This window comes from Variovorax sp. UC74_104 (assembly GCF_044055375.1).
GTDB lineage: Bacteria > Pseudomonadota > Gammaproteobacteria > Burkholderiales > Burkholderiaceae_C > Variovorax.
The window spans coordinates 5,569,087-5,584,598 of sequence record NZ_CP171978.1 but is presented as its reverse complement, the minus strand read 5'-3'; the positions used below and the strand labels follow the sequence as shown (position 1 = coordinate 5,584,598).

Here is a 15,512-nt window from a genome sequence, read left to right as displayed (position 1 = left end):
CCGCAATTTCCACCCGCACCCGGGCCACAAGGGCAGCCATGGCACAGCTGATGTCCCTGCTCGTGCAGAACGCGATCCTGGTGGTTTTTGCCGCCAGCTTCGCCGCGCGGCTGGGCCTGCCGGTGCCGGCCGCGGCGGTGCTGGTGCTCACTGGCGCGCTGCTCGCGGCGGGCGATGTCTCCGTGGCCGGCGTCGTGGTGGCGGCCGTCATCGCCAACCTGCTGGGCGACGGGGCGTGGTTCTATGCCGGGCGGCGCTTCGGCTACCGTTTCATGCGCCTGCTGTGCCGCATCTCCCTTTCGCCCGACTCGTGCGTGCGGCGCGGCGAATCGCTCATCTCCGACTGGGGCGGGCTCTCGCTGGTGGCAGCCAAGTTCGTGCCGGGCGTTTCGGTGGTGGCGCCGCCGATGGCCGGGGCGCTGGGCATGTCGGTGCGGCGCTTCATCGGCTTCGACGTGGGCGCGGCGCTGGTGTGGACCGGGCTCTTCCTTGGCCTGGGCTGGGTGTTCCGCAACCAGATCCAGGAAGTGCTGGCCATCATGGCGCAGGCCGGCGGCGTGGCCACCGCCGCGCTGGGCGTGGTGCTGCTGGTGATCCTGGCGGTGCGCTACTGGCGCCGCCGCGCCTTCATGCGGCTCACGGGCATGCCCCGCATCTCGGTGGAAGAGCTGCACGAACTGCTCAGCGGCGAAGAGCCCCCGCTGGTGATCGACGTGCGCGGCAAGGCCGGCGTGCAGGTCGATCCGCGCCGCATTCCGGGCGCGCAGTCGTACACGCTCAAGGCGCTGCAGCAGCGCAGCCTCGACCTGTCGCACGCGGCTGGGCGCGACGTGGTGCTGTACTGCAACTGTCCCAACGAGGTTTCGGCCGCGCAGGCCGCGCGCGTGTTGCTGGCGCGCGGTGCGCGGCGAGCCCTGCCGCTGACCGGCGGGCTCGACGCCTGGGTGGCCTCGGGCCGGCCGACCACGGTCGACTGAAGGCGGCGACATTGTTCCGAGGGTCTGCCCAAGGCCCACGCCTGCAGAAACATGCCCCGCGTGCTATGGTGCCCGGCCTTCGGGTTAACCCGAGGGCAGACCTCTCGCAACCGGGATTCCTCCGTGTCCTCTCCATCCTCCGCGGCACGCGCCGCCCATTCCGCCCACCCCGCCGCACCGGGCCTCAGCCCGGCCCTCACGCTGGTCTTCGCCGTCGCCTGCGGCTTGTGCGTAGCCAACATCTACTACGCCCAGCCGCTCATCGGCCCCATCTCCGACACGCTGCAGCTGCACGCCGGCTTGGCCGGGCTCATCATGACGCTCACCCAGCTCGGCTACGGCGCGGGCCTGCTGCTGCTGGTGCCGCTGGCCGACGTGGTCGAGAACCGCCGGCTCATCGTGGGCGCGCTCTTCGGCGCCGTGATCGGGCTGGTGGGCATCGCGCTGTCGAACTCGGCCATCACCTTCCTCGCCGCTTCCTTCGTGGTCGGTACCTGCGCCGTCGCGGCCCAGGTGCTGCTGCCCTTTGCATCGCACCTCGCGCCCGAGGCCACGCGCGGCAAGGTGGTCGGCAACATCATGGCCGGCCTGCTGGGCGGGATCATGCTGGCTCGGCCCTTTGCGAGCCTGGTGGCTTCGGCTTGGGGCTGGCGTGCGGTGTTCTGGCTGTCGGCCGTGCTTATGGCCACGCTCATCGGCGTGCTGTGGCGCGTGCTGCCCCAGCGCCGGCCGCATGCGTCGGTGGGCTATGCGCGCACCATGGCCTCGCTGCCGGGCATCGTCTGGAACACGCCCGTACTGCGCCGGCGCGGGCTGTACCAGGGGATGATGTTCTCCGGCTTCCAGGCTTTCTGGACGGCCGTGCCGCTGGCGCTCGCGCATGAATTCGGCATGGGGCAGGGCGGCATCGCGGCCTTTGCGCTGGCCGGTGCCGCCGGTGCGCTGATGGCGCCCATCGCCGGCCGGCTGGTCGACCGCGGGCTGACCCGCCCGGCCACCGGCATCGCCATCGCGGTGGCGCTGTTCTCCTTCGTGCTGGGCGCGGTCGCCATGCACTACCACTCGCTGGCCGGCCTGGTCGCGGCGGGCATCCTGCTCGACGGCGCGGTGCAGCTGTGCCAGGTGCTCAACTTCCGCAGCCTCTTCATGCTCGCCCCTGAGTTGCGCGGCCGGCTCAACGGGCTGTTCATGACCTTCATCTTCATCTGCGCGGCCGTGGCCTCGGGCATTGCGGCTGCGGTGTACGCCTTTCATGGATGGAGCGGGCTGTGCCTGCTGGGGGGCGGGTATGTGCTGGTGGCACTGCTGTATTACGCGACCGAATTCCGCCGGCAGCCGTCGCCCGCAGCCGTTGGCCAGTAGCCGTGATAGCCGGTGGTAGCCGGCAGCCGACGCATGCGGCCGTAGACTCGCCCGCTTTCGCGTTCAATTGCCTTCAATGAGTTCTCCGGCTTTCTCGCGATCCATTCAGGTCACGCAGGTCGATGCCAGCGGCATCTGGCCCATCCTGCTGCTTTGTACGGCCTACTCCGTCCTGATGTTCGCCGGGGGCGCGTGGATTCTCGACCCCGACGCCACGGGCTGGCGCATCGCGCGCGACATGGCGGCCATGGCCGTGCTCTTCGTGCTGTGGCTCGTGGGCCTGGTGGTCGTCGTGCGCGCGTGGCTCTGGGTCGAAGCGCATTGGCTGCCATCGGCCAAGCGCCGCGCAAAGCTCTTCAGCGGACGCACGCAGGTCGACGCCGGCGAAGCCGGCTTCTCCGTGCAGGGTCTGGGCCATGTCGACTGGATCGACGTGCTGGCCATCGAAGGCATTCCCGACAGCGACAACTACCTGATCGTTCACACCCGGCCGTTCAGGAAGCTGCTGCTGACCGTGTGCGTCGACGAACTGGCCCCTGTCATCAGCCACTACCTTGACCGCAGAAGCAGCATCGAGGCAACGCGCTGGGGCAAGCTCCAAAGCCGCGCCATGGTTTTCTGCTGGCGGTGCTTCAGGGCCTGGATCTGGGCGGGGTACGCACTGGCGGGCGCGGTGGGCATTGCGCTGCTCCTCAACGCGGGGGACGCGGGCTTCGTGAAGACCGCGGTGGGCCTTTGCGTGCTCGTGCCGATAGTCGCGTGGCTGGTCTGGGCCATTCCCATCTCGCAGATCAGCACCTTCTCGCCTTCGCGGGTGCGCGCCTTCGAGCTTGATGGCTCGCGGCTGCACAGCACCGATGGCGAATGGCAGTTCGACCTGCGCCGGGCCCGCATCAGCCGCCGCCGTGTCAGCGGCATCGGCTACGAGTTCACCTTTCTCGCCATTCGCCCGGAGTCGGGAAAGAGGCTCGACCTGATCCTCGAAGGCGGCGCCGACCAGGAGGCGCTGCTCGACGCCCTGAACGACCGCGGCCTGCTGCCGCTGACGAACCCCGAGCTCTGAAAGGGCCTGCCAGGCGGCGGTGGTAGCCTTGCGCCCCGATGAACCTCCGCACCAAGATCGTTGCGCTTGCCGTCGCACCGCTGCTCATCGCGCTGGTGCTGGTGGCCCTTGCGGTGCGCCACCAGGAGCATGACCTCGCCCAGCGCGAACGTGCCCTCATCGAGAACAGCTACATGGCGCAGCGCCGCAGCGAGCTGCGCAGCTACGTCGACCTGGCCGTGAGCAACCTGCTGCCGCTGTACGAATCGGGCCAGGACGACGAGGCCACCCGCAACGAGGCGCTGCGACGGCTGGCCGCGCTCAACTACGGTGACGACGGCTACTTCTTCGTCTACGACCTGGAGGGCAACTCCCTCATGCATTCGCGCCAGCCCGAGCTGGTGGGCCAGAACCTCTGGGAGCTGCGCGATTCGCACGGCCGCTACACCATTCAGGAGCTCATCAAGGGCGCGAAGGAAAAAGGCGGCGGCTTCGTCGAGTACGAATGGCGCAAGCCTTCAAGCGCGCAGATGGCGCCCAAGCTCGGCTACGTGACCGCGCTGCCGCGATGGAACTGGATGGTCGGCACCGGCCTGTACCTCGACGACATCCAGTCGACCATGGACACCCTCGACCGGCAGATGAACGCCAACGTCACGGCCACGCTGCTGTGGATCGCGGGCATCGCCGCGCTGTGCCTCGGCGTGGTCAGCGCCGCGGGCCTGCTGTTGAACCTGAGCGAGCACCGCACGGCCGAAGCCAAGCTGCGGCTGCTCGCACGCCGTGTGGTGCAGTCGCAGGAAGAAGAGCGCGGCCACCTCGCGCGCGAGCTGCACGACGGCACCAGCCAGACGCTGGTGTCGGCCAAGCTGCTGATCGAGTCGGCCGTCGAATCGCTAGACCGCCAGCAGCACCCCCCGCCGCCCGCGCTCGCGAAGGCGCTGCACCGGCTCAACGATTCGCTGATAGAAGTGCGCCGCATCTCGCACCGCCTGCGCCCCGCATTGCTCGACACCCTGGGCCTGCCCGCCGCGCTGGAGCGGCTGGTCGACGAGTTCAGGGAAGAGGGCGGCGGCGTCGATGCATCGATGATGGTCGGCGGCGAATCCTTCGAGCTGCAGCCCGAGGTGAAGACAGCGCTCTTCCGCCTCACGCAGGAGGCGCTGACCAACGTGCGCAAGCACGCCAGGGCGCAGCACGTGCACATTGCGCTGAACTTCAGCGAAGAAGAAGGCGTGCGCCTCGAAGTGAGCGACGACGGCACCGGCTTCGACATCCAGGCCGTGCAGCTCGACGCCCGCCGCGGCATCGGCCTGCGCAACATGCGCGAGCGCATGGAGGCCATCGGCGGGCGGCTCATCATGTGCAGCAACGCCGGGCGCACATCCATCGAGGCCGAAGTGCCGACCCGCAGCGCGAAGGCACAGGCAGCAGCATGACGAACGAACCCACGCCCACCACCCCTTCGACAGTTGCGACGACGGTTCGCCTCTTCCTGGTGGACGACCACCCGCTGGTGCGCGACGGCCTGCGCGCAAGGCTCGGCTCCATGCCCAACCTCGAGATCGTCGGCGAGGCCGGCAGCGCCGCCGAAGCGCTCGCGCAGGTAGAGAGCGTGCGGCCCGACCTCATGCTGGTGGACGTCGGCATGAAGGACATGAACGGCATCGACCTTGCGGCACTGCTGCTGCAACGCCAGGGCGCGCCGCACGTCGTCATGCTCAGCATGTACGACAACCCCGAGTACGTGCAGAAGGCCCTGCAGGTGGGCGCGCGCGGCTACGTGCTGAAAGACGCGCCCGCGGCCGAGATCGTCGCGGCCATCGAGGCCGTGTCGGCCGGCGGCACATTCCTGAGCCCAGCCGTGTCGAAGAAACTCTTCCGCACGCAGGAGCCCAGGCCCTTGCTCACCCCGCGCGAGAGCGAGATTCTTTCAGCGCTGGGCCGAGGCGAATCGAGCAAGCAGATCGCGCGCGAACTGGGCCTGAGCGTGCGCACGGTGGAGGCGCACCGGCAGAGCATCAAGCGCCGCCTGGGCATCGAGGGGCAGGCCGAGCTCATCAAGTACGCGGTGGAGCATGCGCGCGAATTCGGGCGCGATTCCTGAGTTGATGCAGCCGCTTCTGCAGCCTCTTTTTCGCTGATCGACCCCGCGACTGTCAGCGCTTTGTGGACTGGCGCTGCCGCCTCGCGATCAAGCGAAGGAATCGGCAAGTTCTGGGCAGAAAGTCACTTCTGCGCAGCCTGGTCTTCTATACAGTGAATGCCCCTGTGGTTGAACGACCCACCTAGTGGGCATGGAGGGCAGAGCACACAAAGACTTCTCTTGAGTGAAACCGCATTGCCTTGCGGCGGGCTGTTGGTGCGATGTGCATCGACGCGAACGTGAGGCGCAAAAGGCGACGGCCAAGGTGCGCGAACACCTTGACCGTCTGACCACATGACGTGCAACTACTTTGGAAAGCGAGCACACCAAATGGCTAAACGAATTATGGCCGGCGCAGCAAAGCCGGCATCCGCGGACGCAACGACCACCACGACACGGGACCCGGCCGGTCTTCTGGAGAACAAGCTGGAGCAGTTGAACTCGCTGCTCTGGTGCTTCTACGGCGCCGGGGACGGATGGTTCCAGGATGCGGGGGAGGCGCATCGGGAGAATCTGCTTTGGATTGCTTCGGATTTGGCGCGGGAGGCGATAGCGCTGAATCAGGAGCGAGGGGCGTGAGATGACAATATCCCTCTGGCAAACAGAACTAGAAATGTGAGGAAGAGATATGTCAACGACATTCGAGGTCTATCCCAGAACGCAAAGAGTTCCTACGTTCGGTAAGCTGATCGAGCTTGCTTCTATCCGGCTAGCCGAGCAACTCGAGCGTCGCCATATTGCCGCCAAGCCGCAACTGAAGGTTCAGGTGCTTCGGAACAGAAGCCATGACGAGATAGCGATTGCGCTGGACGCACAGATGATCTGGGAAAGAGATCAATACGCGTGGATCACCGTCCCTGGGGTATTGGGTGGGACGGACGTCGACTACAGGCTCATTGATGAACTGACCAAAAGGCTCTGGAATGATCTGTTCGAAGTAGAGCAGCGGGCCAAAGAGCTCAGGACTCACATCGAGGCTTGCCTCTCCACGGGGCACTACTGGTCCTTCCGGCGCAGCGCCGGCCAGCCGGCCATCATCAATTTTGCGTACGGGATCATTGCTGCATCGCTCGCTGAGCTGACAGACGGGATCATCTATTCGGATGACTCGGCCTGGGACTATGACCGATTTCCTGCGGTAGCCATCGATTTTTACGAGTGGTTCTTCGATCCGGAAAAGACCCCGGATCTGGATCGTGCAGCTTGGGCCAGAGCTTGTCTCTCGGCTATTGCGAGTGATCAACGCCTCTGAAGCCTCGAAGCGTCTGCGGACGGGACCACGACACGGGACTCGTCCGCTCTTCTTGTGTGCCAAGATTGAATGTATTCCGAGCGGAGCGTTCAGCGTGCGAGCAAAAACAAGAAGTCGGCCGAGCTGCAATGGCGCTATGGTCCTCCTTTGCTGGATAGGCCGCCCCTGCGGCAGAATCGGTTCTAGCATTCTTCGCGGAGGCGTCAGTGTCGCAATCAGCCCAAGACTCACGACCCAAGGTTTTCATCTCCTATTCATGGACTAGTCCCGACCATCAGCAGTGGGTGCTCGATCTAGCGAAGCGCCTCACTGAGGCAAACATTCATGTGCTCCTAGACATCTGGGATTTGCAACCTGGCGCTGATTCGATCCACTTTATGGAGCGTATGGTCAACGATCAGGATGTCCGTAAGGTTCTAATTCTTGCCGACAAGAAGTACGTCGACCGGGCAAATGGCCGCGAAGGTGGCGTCGGCACGGAAACGCAGATCATCTCGCCAGAGCTCTACAGCCAGACTGACGTTGGGAAGTTCGCTCTAGTCGTCTGCGAGCGAGACGACGAGGGAAAGCCATATTTGCCGACGTACTACAAGTCCAGGATCTATATTGATCTGAGCGAAGAAAGTCGCTACGCAGACGAGTTTGAAAAGCTATTGCGCTGGATCTACGACAAGCCGGCAGAGGTGAGACCCGCTTTCGGCGCAACCCCCTCTTTCCTTCAGGAGAACTCGGCAACCGACCTGGGCACCGCGATATATGCGCGACGAGCAATAGAAGCGATGCGATCTGGAAAACCTCAGGCTCTGGGCTCGTTCACTGAGTATCTGGATACTTTGGCGAGACACTTCGAGCGATTGAGAATCACGAGAGAGACTGGTAAGGAGTTTGACGACCAGGTGGTCGAATCATTTGAAGCGTTCAAGCCGTTTCGAGACGAGTTTTTGGAAGTTTTGAACGTCGTAGTCAAGCATTCGCGCGATCCTGAAGTGGGTAATGTCCTTCACCATTTCTTTGAAAATATTTATACCTACAACGAACGGTCACCAGGCTACACAGGCTCTTATCAGACGACCGATTTCGATAATTTTCGACTCGTCTGTCGCGAGCTATTTCTGCTGACGAACGGGCTCGCGCTAAAGCTTCAACGTTTTGATGTTGTCCAAGCGTTGGTTGATCAGGCGTATCACCTCAAGGTCATTGCCGGACGCGGAACCATGTACTCGTTTGGCGTGATGGCCAGAGAGATGGAGTCGATGGATCATCGAAAACGCCGTCTGTCATCTCGTCGAGCTAATCTCGTGGCCGACATGCTTCTGGAAAGGGCTGATGGCTCTTTGGTCACCCGAGACGACGTGCTCCAAGCAGACTTCGTTCTGTATCTGCGCTCTCTTCTGACCGACGGATACCGCTGGCATCCAGCCACACACGTATTCGCGGGCGGCATACACCGACCCTTTGAAGTCTTTGCTCGTTCCTCATCGCGCGCCTTCTTTGCGAGATTCGCGCCAGTCCTTGGTGTTGAAGATGTAGACAAGTTCAAGGACTTCGTGACGCAGATGCGGCAGTACGGTGAAGGTTTCAACTCAGAAGATCCGAAGCTGCTAACTGGTTTCGATGAGCTTTGCACCCGACCATAGAAGGACTACACCAGAGGCCAACAAGAGACCGCCTTGACCTTATGTCATCTTGACCCAAAGAAAAAAGCATATGCGGGCAGTCGAAGCCCGCGATGGTGTGAACCTTACCTAGCAAGAATCAACGATGCCAGACACTCCACCAACCGCAGCGCAAGTTTGGGAAGGAAAGATCACGTTTTTTTCGATTGATACCGACCTGATTCAGGCGGCGGGATTTAACTTCACGCAAGGCGCACTTCATCAGCTACCACGACAGCTTCCGGCTCTGATGGGCCTTCAGTTGACCGAAGTTGTTGTGAAGGAGATAGTTAATCACCGGATGCGTCCTGTGGCAGAAGCGATTCATCAATTTCAGAGTGCCTCGGAAAAGTTGGCACGTTTGGTCGATACGGACTTGACCGAAATTAAAGAGAAATTCATTTCTCTTGATGTTGGTACTTTCGCCGAGACCCAGTTTCAGACACAGATTCGTGAGTACGCGGAGCGCTGCAGGGGCGGGATTCTTCCGATTGCAGGATCAGACGCCGCTGCGGATCTGTTCACCTCTTACTTTGCCGAAGATCCGCCGTTCGCAGAGCGTCGCGACAATAAGAGTGAGTTTCCTGATGCAATGTCGCTCTGGTTGTTGGAGCGCTTTGCAAGCGACAACGATACGATGGGCGTTGTTGCGTCGCAAGACGATGGATGGAAGCAGTACGCCAAATCTTCTGAGCGTCTTTATTCGGTGCGATCGATCGATGAGCTTGCAGCGCTTTTCGCCGCGACCACGGAACATGCAGAGGAAATCAAGAACAAGATTGCTGCAGCGATAAATGATCCCGACTCCCCACTGCGCGCGAAGTTGATGGCGGAACTAAATCATCACGTTGGAAACTCCGAGTGGGATGCAATCGAGGTCTACAGCGGATCAGGACGAGTAGACGCAGAAGTCTATGAAACCGAGGTGATCGAGTATTCGATCAGTGACGTTCCAAATATCTGGCCCATGGAGGACGATCCAGCGACTTGGGTAGTTGAACTGACCGCTGCTGCAAAAGTCAATGTCGACATCAGCGTTGAATTTTTTGCATGGGATTCAATCGACCGCGAGGAGGTTGGCATCGGAAGCAACTCGTTCACCGTTGTGCAGGAGGTTGATGTAGAGGTCTATTTGACTTGTTCTGATGTTCATCTTGATCAAGATCCGGAAAGCTGGCAGATTGAAGTGGAGATCGCGAACGCTAGATATTCCGTGAAGCCTTTTGAGGCGGAGATGGATTTCAGCGATGAATGACCTGTGCTGTCGCGTGTCGTGACGCTAACTCTGCCAGGGCCTGCAAAGCAAACCCTCAATACCCCCGCCCCGGATCAACCACATCCATCGGCTCTTCCCCCTCAGCCACACGCAAGATATTCGCAGCAATCTGCCGCGCAGAAGACGAGGGAATCGCAACCGAAGCCAGATGCGGCGTGATCAGCACCTGCGGCATGCCCCACAGCGGATCATCGGCCGGCAGCGGCTCGCGCTCAAACACATCGAGCGTCGCGCTGCCGATGTGCCCGCTCTGCAGCAGTGCAGTCAGCGCCGCCTGATCGACCAGCGCGCCGCGGGCCACATTCACGAAGGCGGCGCCGGGTCGCAGGCGCTCCAGCCGTGCGCGGTCGAAAAGGCCTTTGGTGTGCGGCGTGAGCGGCAGCATCAGCACGACGATGTCGGCCTGGCCGAGCACGGTGTCCAGCGTCTCCATGCCACAGAAGCATTCAACGCCTTCAATCAGCCGCTGGCTGCGCGACCAGCCCAGGGTTCTGAAGCCCTGGCGCTGCACTTCGGTCGCGGCCATGGCGCCGAGATGGCCCAGGCCGAGCACGGCCACCGTGATCTCTTCGGGCGAGCGCGGGTGGCGGTAGGCCCATTCGCCGCGCCGTTGGGCCTGTTCGAAGTGGGGAATGTCGCGCGCGTGGCGCAGCACAGCGAACAGCACGTAGCCGGCCATCATGCGAGACATGTTCGGATCGGTGATGCGCGTGATGGGAATGCCGGCCGGCAGGTCGCTGCGCGAGACCAGCGCGTCGACGCCGGCGCCCAGGTTGACGATGAGGCGCAGGTTCGGCATCTGCTGGAAGAAGCCCTCGGGCGGCTTCCAGGCCATCGCGTAGTGCACGTCCTCGGGCCGCTCGAGGGCGCTGGAGTGGACCACCTGCAGGTCGGGCAGCTGCGCCTGCAGTGCTTTCTGCCAGGCGCCGAAGTCGTCGAAGTCGCTGTAGAAGACCAGGGTGCCGAGGCGCTGCTGCTGTGCCATCTTCAGGCGCTCTTCTGCTGCTGTGCGCTGGCACTGCGAACCAGGCGTGCCACGGCCTCGATCGCGAACTCGTAGCCGTCGCCGCCCAGGCCTGCGATCACGCCATGGGCCGCCTTGGAGATGAAGGAGTGGTGGCGGAAGGGTTCGCGCTTCCAGATGTTGCTCATGTGGGCTTCGATGATCTTGCCGGGGAAGGCCAGCAGTGCGTCGAGGATGGCGATGGATGTGTAGGTGAGCCCGGCCGCGTTGATGACGATGCCATCGGCCACGCCGCGTGCCTCCTGGATCCAGTCGATCAGCTGGCCTTCGTGGTTGCTCTGCAGAAAGCGCAAGTTCACGCCCAGCGAGGCGGCCTTCTGCTCGCAGCGCGACTGCAGCACTGGAAAGCTGTCGCTGCCGTAGGTCTTGTTGGCATCCAGGCCATAGAGGTTGGCGTTGGGCCCGTTGAGGAACCAGACCTTGAGGGGAGGAGGAAGCGTGGTGGTGTTGCTCATCATGGGTGCTCTCAGGCTTCGTGGGGAAGGGTGGCCTGCATGGCGGGCAGCTGCGCGAACTCGGCATACCAGTGCGTTGCGGCGGGATGGCTGGCGCGCCAGTCCAGTTCGGGAAAGCGGAAGTCGAGGTAGCCGAGGCCGCAGCCGATGGCGACTTCGCCGATGGTGGGGCTGGCCGTTGCCAGCTCCGGCGCGATGGCCTCGATGGTGCCCAGGCAGGCCGAGACCTTGGTCAGCAGCGCCTGGCGCCAGACGGGCCACTGCATTTCAGTGGGCCGCGCCGTGAGTTCGTAGCGCGCGAGCAGCGCGGCGTCGAGCAGGCCGTCGCCCATCGACTGTCGCGTGAGCGCCTTCCAGCGCGCGGGGCCGGCCAGCGGAAAGATGCCGGCGCTGCCCAGGCTGTCGATGTACTCGCAGATCACGCGGCTGTCGTAGAGCGACTCGCCGTCGTCGAGGATCAGCGTGGGCACCTTGGCCAGCGGGTTGTGCGCGGCGATGCGGCTGTCGCGGCGCACCGGATGCGCGGCGCTGTCGAGCCATTCGATGCGTTCGGCCTGGCCGCTCAGGTGGGCGCAGACCATGACCTTGCGCACGAAGGGCGAGGTGGGGGCGTAAAGCAGTCGCATGATGCTCAAGGCTCCAGAACGAGTTTGCCGAACACCTGGCCGCTCTCCAGCAGCATGTGGGCCTGTGCGGCCTGGGCCACCGGCAGCCGCGCATGCAGGCGCGGCGCGATGCGTCCGCTGGCGAGCAGAGGCAGCACGTGGCGCGCGATGGCCTGGGCCATGCGCGTTTTCTCGGCATGGGCCTGCGGGCGCATGGTGGACGAATGCAGGCTCAGCTGGCGCTGCATCAGCGTGAGCAGTTCGACCGTGACGGCGGAGCCCTGCATGAAAGAAAGGCTCACATGCCGGCCGCCGAAGGCCATGGCCTGCAGGTTGTGGCGCACGTAGTCGCCGCCGACGATGTCCAGCACCACGTCCACGCCGCGTCCACCGGTGAAGTCCATACAGGCCTGCACGAAGTCGGTGGTGGGCCAGCAGATTGCGAGGTCGGCGCCCATGGCTTTCAGTTCGGCGAAGCGGGCTTCGTCGCTCGCGGTCGCGATGACGGTGCAGCCGGCCGCATGCGCCATCTGCACCGCCAGTGAGCCGATGCCGCCCGTGGCGCCGTGAATCAGCACGGTCTCGCCCATGGACAGCCGGCCCAGCTCGAAGAGGTTGTGCCAGATGGTGAACAGTCCTTCAGGCAGGGCCGCGGCCTCTGCGTCGGACAGGCGGGCGGGCACTGCGAACGAATGGTCCACCGCAGCCACGCACCAGGGCGCATAGCCGCCGCCGGGCACGAGCGCCATGCGTCGCGTGCCGCGCAGCGCAGCGTCGACGCCCGGGCCGCAGGCGACGACCTCGCCGCAGACCTCCAGGCCCAGCACGTCGGTGACGCCGGGCGCGGGCTTGGCGATGCCCTGGCGCTGCATGATGTCGGGCCGGTTGATGCCGCCGGCCAGCACGCGCAGCAGCACCTCGCCGGGGCCGGGGCGCGGCACGGGCCGCTCGGCGAGCACGAGCACGCTGGCATCGCCCGGTTCGCGGGCCACGATGGCCTGCATGGTGGAGGGCAGAGCTTCGGTCATGGCGCTCATGGCTGCGGGCTGAAGACGCTCACGCCTTCAGGGGCCAGCGCCAGTCCTGCGACCGAGCCGACAGGCCATTGCCGCATGGCCGTGAGGCCCGGGCTGCGCACGGTGACGATCTGGCGCGCTGTCATCGGCAGGTCGACGTCGACGAAGGTGTTGATGTGGTCGCCCTGGAATACGTGGTTGACCACGGTGCCGCTCAGCGCCGAGGCCGGGTGCAGGTTCTCCAGCCGCAGGTGTTCGGGCCGCACGTAGACGTCGAGCCGCTCGCCTTCATGCGAGGCGTGCACGAGCCGGTCCTGCGAGAGGCTGATGAGCCCCGAGCCCAGGCGCAGCTGCACGTCGCCCGCGCCCTTGCCGTGGTAGTGGGCCGGCAGGATGTTCACGTCGCCCAGGAAGGACGCGACGAAAGGGTCCTGCGGGCTCTGGTAGAGCTCGGCCGGCGGCGCGATCTGGCGGATCACGCCCGCCGACATCACCGCGATTCGGTCGGACATGGCCAGCGCCTCGCCCTGGTCGTGCGTGACGAACACGGTGGTCAGGCCCAGGCGGCGCTGGATCTCGCGGATTTCCACCTGCATGGAGCCGCGCAGGCTCTTGTCGAGCGCCGAGAAGGGTTCGTCGAGCAGCAGCACCTTGGGCTGGATGACGAGCGCGCGCGCCAGTGCCACGCGCTGCTGCTGGCCGCCCGAGAGCTCGCGCGGCTTGCGGTGGCCCAGGCCGTCGAGCTTGACCATGGCCATGGCCTCGCGAATGCGCCTGGCCGCTTCGTCGGTAGGCACGCCCTGCATGCGCAGGCCGTAGCCGATGTTGCGCTCCACCGTCATGTGCGGGAACAGCGCGTAGTTCTGGAACACGAGGCCGATCTTGCGCAGGTGCGGCGGGTCGCTGGTGACGGGGCGGCCTTCGATGAAGACCTCTCCGCTGTCTGCCTCGGCAAAGCCTGCGATCAGGTTCAGCAGCGTGGTCTTGCCGCAGCCCGAAGGCCCCAGCAGGGTGAGGAACTCGCCGCGCCGGATCTTCAGCGAGACATCGCGCAGCACGGTCTGGTCGTGGTACTTCTTGACCACGCCTTCGATGCTGACGGCCACATCGGCCGCAGCGGGGCCGTGCTCGGAAGGGACAGGATTCATGGCCGAAACGATAAGCCAACAGGCTGCCATCGGGCCTTTGCAGATATTGAGGCGGCCCCTCGGAAAAAACGAAACAGGCGATTCCTCCGGCGTGAGCGCAACGCCTTCGCAGCGTTGCGGCCGCGCTTCGCTTTTTCCTAAGCCTTGCGTCTGAAAAACATGATTTTCAAACGCGGTGCCCTTCATCAGACTCGCCCCCCAATCGGTGCATGGCAGTGCCGGCCCGCCCGGCCGACATCGCTGGCGCGGATCATCCTGAGGAACATCAAATGTCAGTGGAGTCAGTGGAGAAAATCAACACCCTCGTGGTCGGCGCAGGCCAGGCCGGCATCGCGATGAGCGAGCATCTGGCGGCCATGGGTGTTTCGCACCTCGTGCTCGAACGCAATCGCATCGCGGAGCGCTGGCGCTCGGAGCGCTGGGATTCGCTGGTCGCCAACGGCCCGGCCTGGCACGACCGCTTTCCGGGGCTGAAGTTCGAAGGCGTCTCGCCCGAAGCCTTTCCGCCCAAGGAGCGCATGGCCCAGTACTTCGAGGACTACGCAGCCATGCTGAAGGCGCCCGTGCGCACCGGCGTGGAGGTGCAGCGTGTGGAGCGCCATGTCGGCCGCCAGGGCTTCAAGGTGACGACTTCGCAAGGCGTGATCGAGGCGATGAACGTGGTCGCGGCCACCGGCCCGTTCCAGATACCGGCCTATCCCTCCATCGTGCCGGCCGATGCGCTGGTCGAGCAACTGCATTCATCGGCCTACAAGAACCCGGGCCAGCTGGCCGATGGTGCCGTGCTGGTGGTGGGCGCGGGCGCTTCGGGCTCGCAGATTGCCGAAGAGCTGCGCCAGGCCGGCCGCAAGGTGTACCTGTCGGTGGGCGAACATTACCGCCCGCCGCGCTCCTACCGCGGACGCGACTACTGCTGGTGGCTGGGCGCGCTCGGCCTGTGGGACGAGGTGCGCATCAAGCCCAAGAAGAAGCACGTGGCCTTTGCCGTGAGCGGCTATGAAGGTGGGCGCACGGTGGACTTCCGGCGCCTGGCGCACGCGGGCATCGAGCTGGTGGGCCTGACGGAGTCTTACGAAAACGGCGTGATGCGTTTCGCCGAGGGCCTGGCCCGCAACGTGGCCGAGGGCGACCAGGCCTACTTCGACGTGCTGCGCGAAGCCGATGCGTACATCGAGCAGAACGGCCTGCCGTTCCCGCCCGAGCCCGAGGCCTGGGAGCTTCTGCCCGACCCCGCATGCCTGACCGAGCCCACGCTGAGCCTGGACCTGCGCGAGGCCGGCATCACCACCGTGCTGTGGGCCACGGGCTTCAAGTTCGACTACAGCTGGCTGCAGGTGAATGCGTTCCACGAGAACGGCGAGCCGTATCACAAGCGGGGCATTTCGGCCGAAAGCGGCATCTACTTCCTGGGCCTGCCGAACCTGGTGAACCGCGCCTCGTCGTTCATCTACGGCGTGTGGCACGACGCGAAGTACATCGCCGACCACATCCTTCTGCAGCAGGGCTACATGTCGTACGCGAAGAGCTGATCGCGCGAACTGCTTGAATGACAAG

Annotated in this window: 15 protein-coding genes; 10 read left to right on the top strand and 5 right to left on the bottom strand. The window is 64.3% G+C overall.

What is annotated here, in order from left to right; genetic code table 11:
• Positions 1–38: 38 nt before the first annotated feature.
• The 9 genes from ACHMXA_RS26140 to ACHMXA_RS26100 all read left to right on the top strand — a co-directional run bounded on the left by ACHMXA_RS26140 (position 39) and on the right by ACHMXA_RS26100 (position 9,689).
• Positions 39–977: a DedA family protein/thiosulfate sulfurtransferase GlpE gene (locus ACHMXA_RS26140; protein WP_176662903.1), complete on the top strand. Its 939-nt coding sequence runs from the start codon at positions 39–41 to the stop codon at positions 975–977.
• A gap of 123 nt (positions 978–1,100) precedes the next feature.
• Positions 1,101–2,339, top strand: a complete 1,239-nt coding sequence (locus ACHMXA_RS26135) for an MFS transporter (protein WP_395316912.1) — start codon at positions 1,101–1,103, stop codon at positions 2,337–2,339.
• Between the two features lie 76 nt (positions 2,340–2,415).
• Complete coding sequence (locus tag ACHMXA_RS26130) at positions 2,416–3,402, top strand: hypothetical protein (RefSeq protein WP_395316911.1); 987 nt, start codon at positions 2,416–2,418, stop codon at positions 3,400–3,402.
• A gap of 38 nt (positions 3,403–3,440) precedes the next feature.
• Positions 3,441–4,820, top strand: coding sequence for a cache domain-containing protein (locus ACHMXA_RS26125; RefSeq protein ID WP_395316910.1), 1,380 nt, complete (start codon positions 3,441–3,443; stop codon positions 4,818–4,820).
• Positions 4,817–5,488: a response regulator gene (locus ACHMXA_RS26120; protein ID WP_395316909.1), complete on the top strand. Its 672-nt coding sequence runs from the start codon at positions 4,817–4,819 to the stop codon at positions 5,486–5,488. The genes ACHMXA_RS26125 and ACHMXA_RS26120 overlap by 4 nt, the downstream gene beginning before the upstream one ends.
• Before the next feature lie 369 nt (positions 5,489–5,857).
• Positions 5,858–6,106 carry a hypothetical protein gene (locus ACHMXA_RS26115; RefSeq protein WP_395316908.1) on the top strand — a complete coding sequence of 83 codons (249 nt, stop codon included), beginning with the start codon at positions 5,858–5,860 and terminating at the stop codon, positions 6,104–6,106.
• Positions 6,107–6,155: 49 nt separating this feature from the next.
• A complete protein-coding gene (locus ACHMXA_RS26110; RefSeq protein ID WP_395316907.1) occupies positions 6,156–6,779 on the top strand; it encodes a hypothetical protein in 624 nt (207 codons plus the stop codon).
• Between the two features lie 206 nt (positions 6,780–6,985).
• Complete coding sequence (locus tag ACHMXA_RS26105; RefSeq protein WP_395316906.1) at positions 6,986–8,416, top strand: toll/interleukin-1 receptor domain-containing protein; 1,431 nt, start codon at positions 6,986–6,988, stop codon at positions 8,414–8,416.
• 124 nt (positions 8,417–8,540) lie between these two features.
• Positions 8,541–9,689, top strand: a complete 1,149-nt coding sequence (locus ACHMXA_RS26100; protein WP_395316905.1) for a PIN domain-containing protein — start codon at positions 8,541–8,543, stop codon at positions 9,687–9,689.
• A gap of 55 nt (positions 9,690–9,744) precedes the next feature.
• Here the strand turns inward: ACHMXA_RS26100 and ACHMXA_RS26095 are convergent, their stop codons facing one another.
• Genes ACHMXA_RS26095 through ACHMXA_RS26075 form a run of 5 tightly spaced genes read right to left on the bottom strand, consistent with a single transcriptional unit; the run spans position 9,745 to position 13,958 of the window.
• Complete coding sequence (locus ACHMXA_RS26095) at positions 9,745–10,701, bottom strand: 2-hydroxyacid dehydrogenase (RefSeq protein WP_395321375.1); 957 nt, start codon at positions 10,699–10,701, stop codon at positions 9,745–9,747.
• The gene (locus ACHMXA_RS26090; protein WP_395316904.1) at positions 10,698–11,189 is read right to left on the bottom strand and encodes a type II 3-dehydroquinate dehydratase; all 492 of its coding nucleotides are present in this window, start codon (positions 11,187–11,189) and stop codon (positions 10,698–10,700) included. The genes ACHMXA_RS26095 and ACHMXA_RS26090 overlap by 4 nt, the downstream gene beginning before the upstream one ends.
• 11 nt (positions 11,190–11,200) lie before the next feature.
• On the bottom strand, positions 11,201–11,815 hold the full coding sequence (locus ACHMXA_RS26085; protein WP_395316903.1) for a glutathione S-transferase: 615 nt from the start codon (positions 11,813–11,815) through the stop codon (positions 11,201–11,203).
• 5 nt (positions 11,816–11,820) lie between these two features.
• On the bottom strand, positions 11,821–12,822 hold the full coding sequence (locus ACHMXA_RS26080; RefSeq protein WP_395316902.1) for an NAD(P)H-quinone oxidoreductase: 1,002 nt from the start codon (positions 12,820–12,822) through the stop codon (positions 11,821–11,823).
• A 5-nt stretch (positions 12,823–12,827) separates the two neighbouring features.
• Positions 12,828–13,958 (bottom strand): ABC transporter ATP-binding protein, encoded by a 1,131-nt coding sequence (locus tag ACHMXA_RS26075; RefSeq protein WP_395316901.1) that lies wholly within the window; start codon positions 13,956–13,958, stop codon positions 12,828–12,830.
• Between the two features lie 269 nt (positions 13,959–14,227).
• Between ACHMXA_RS26075 and ACHMXA_RS26070 the strand changes: the two genes are divergently transcribed.
• Positions 14,228–15,487: a flavin-containing monooxygenase gene (locus ACHMXA_RS26070; RefSeq protein WP_395316900.1), complete on the top strand. Its 1,260-nt coding sequence runs from the start codon at positions 14,228–14,230 to the stop codon at positions 15,485–15,487.
• Positions 15,488–15,512 lie beyond the last annotated feature (25 nt).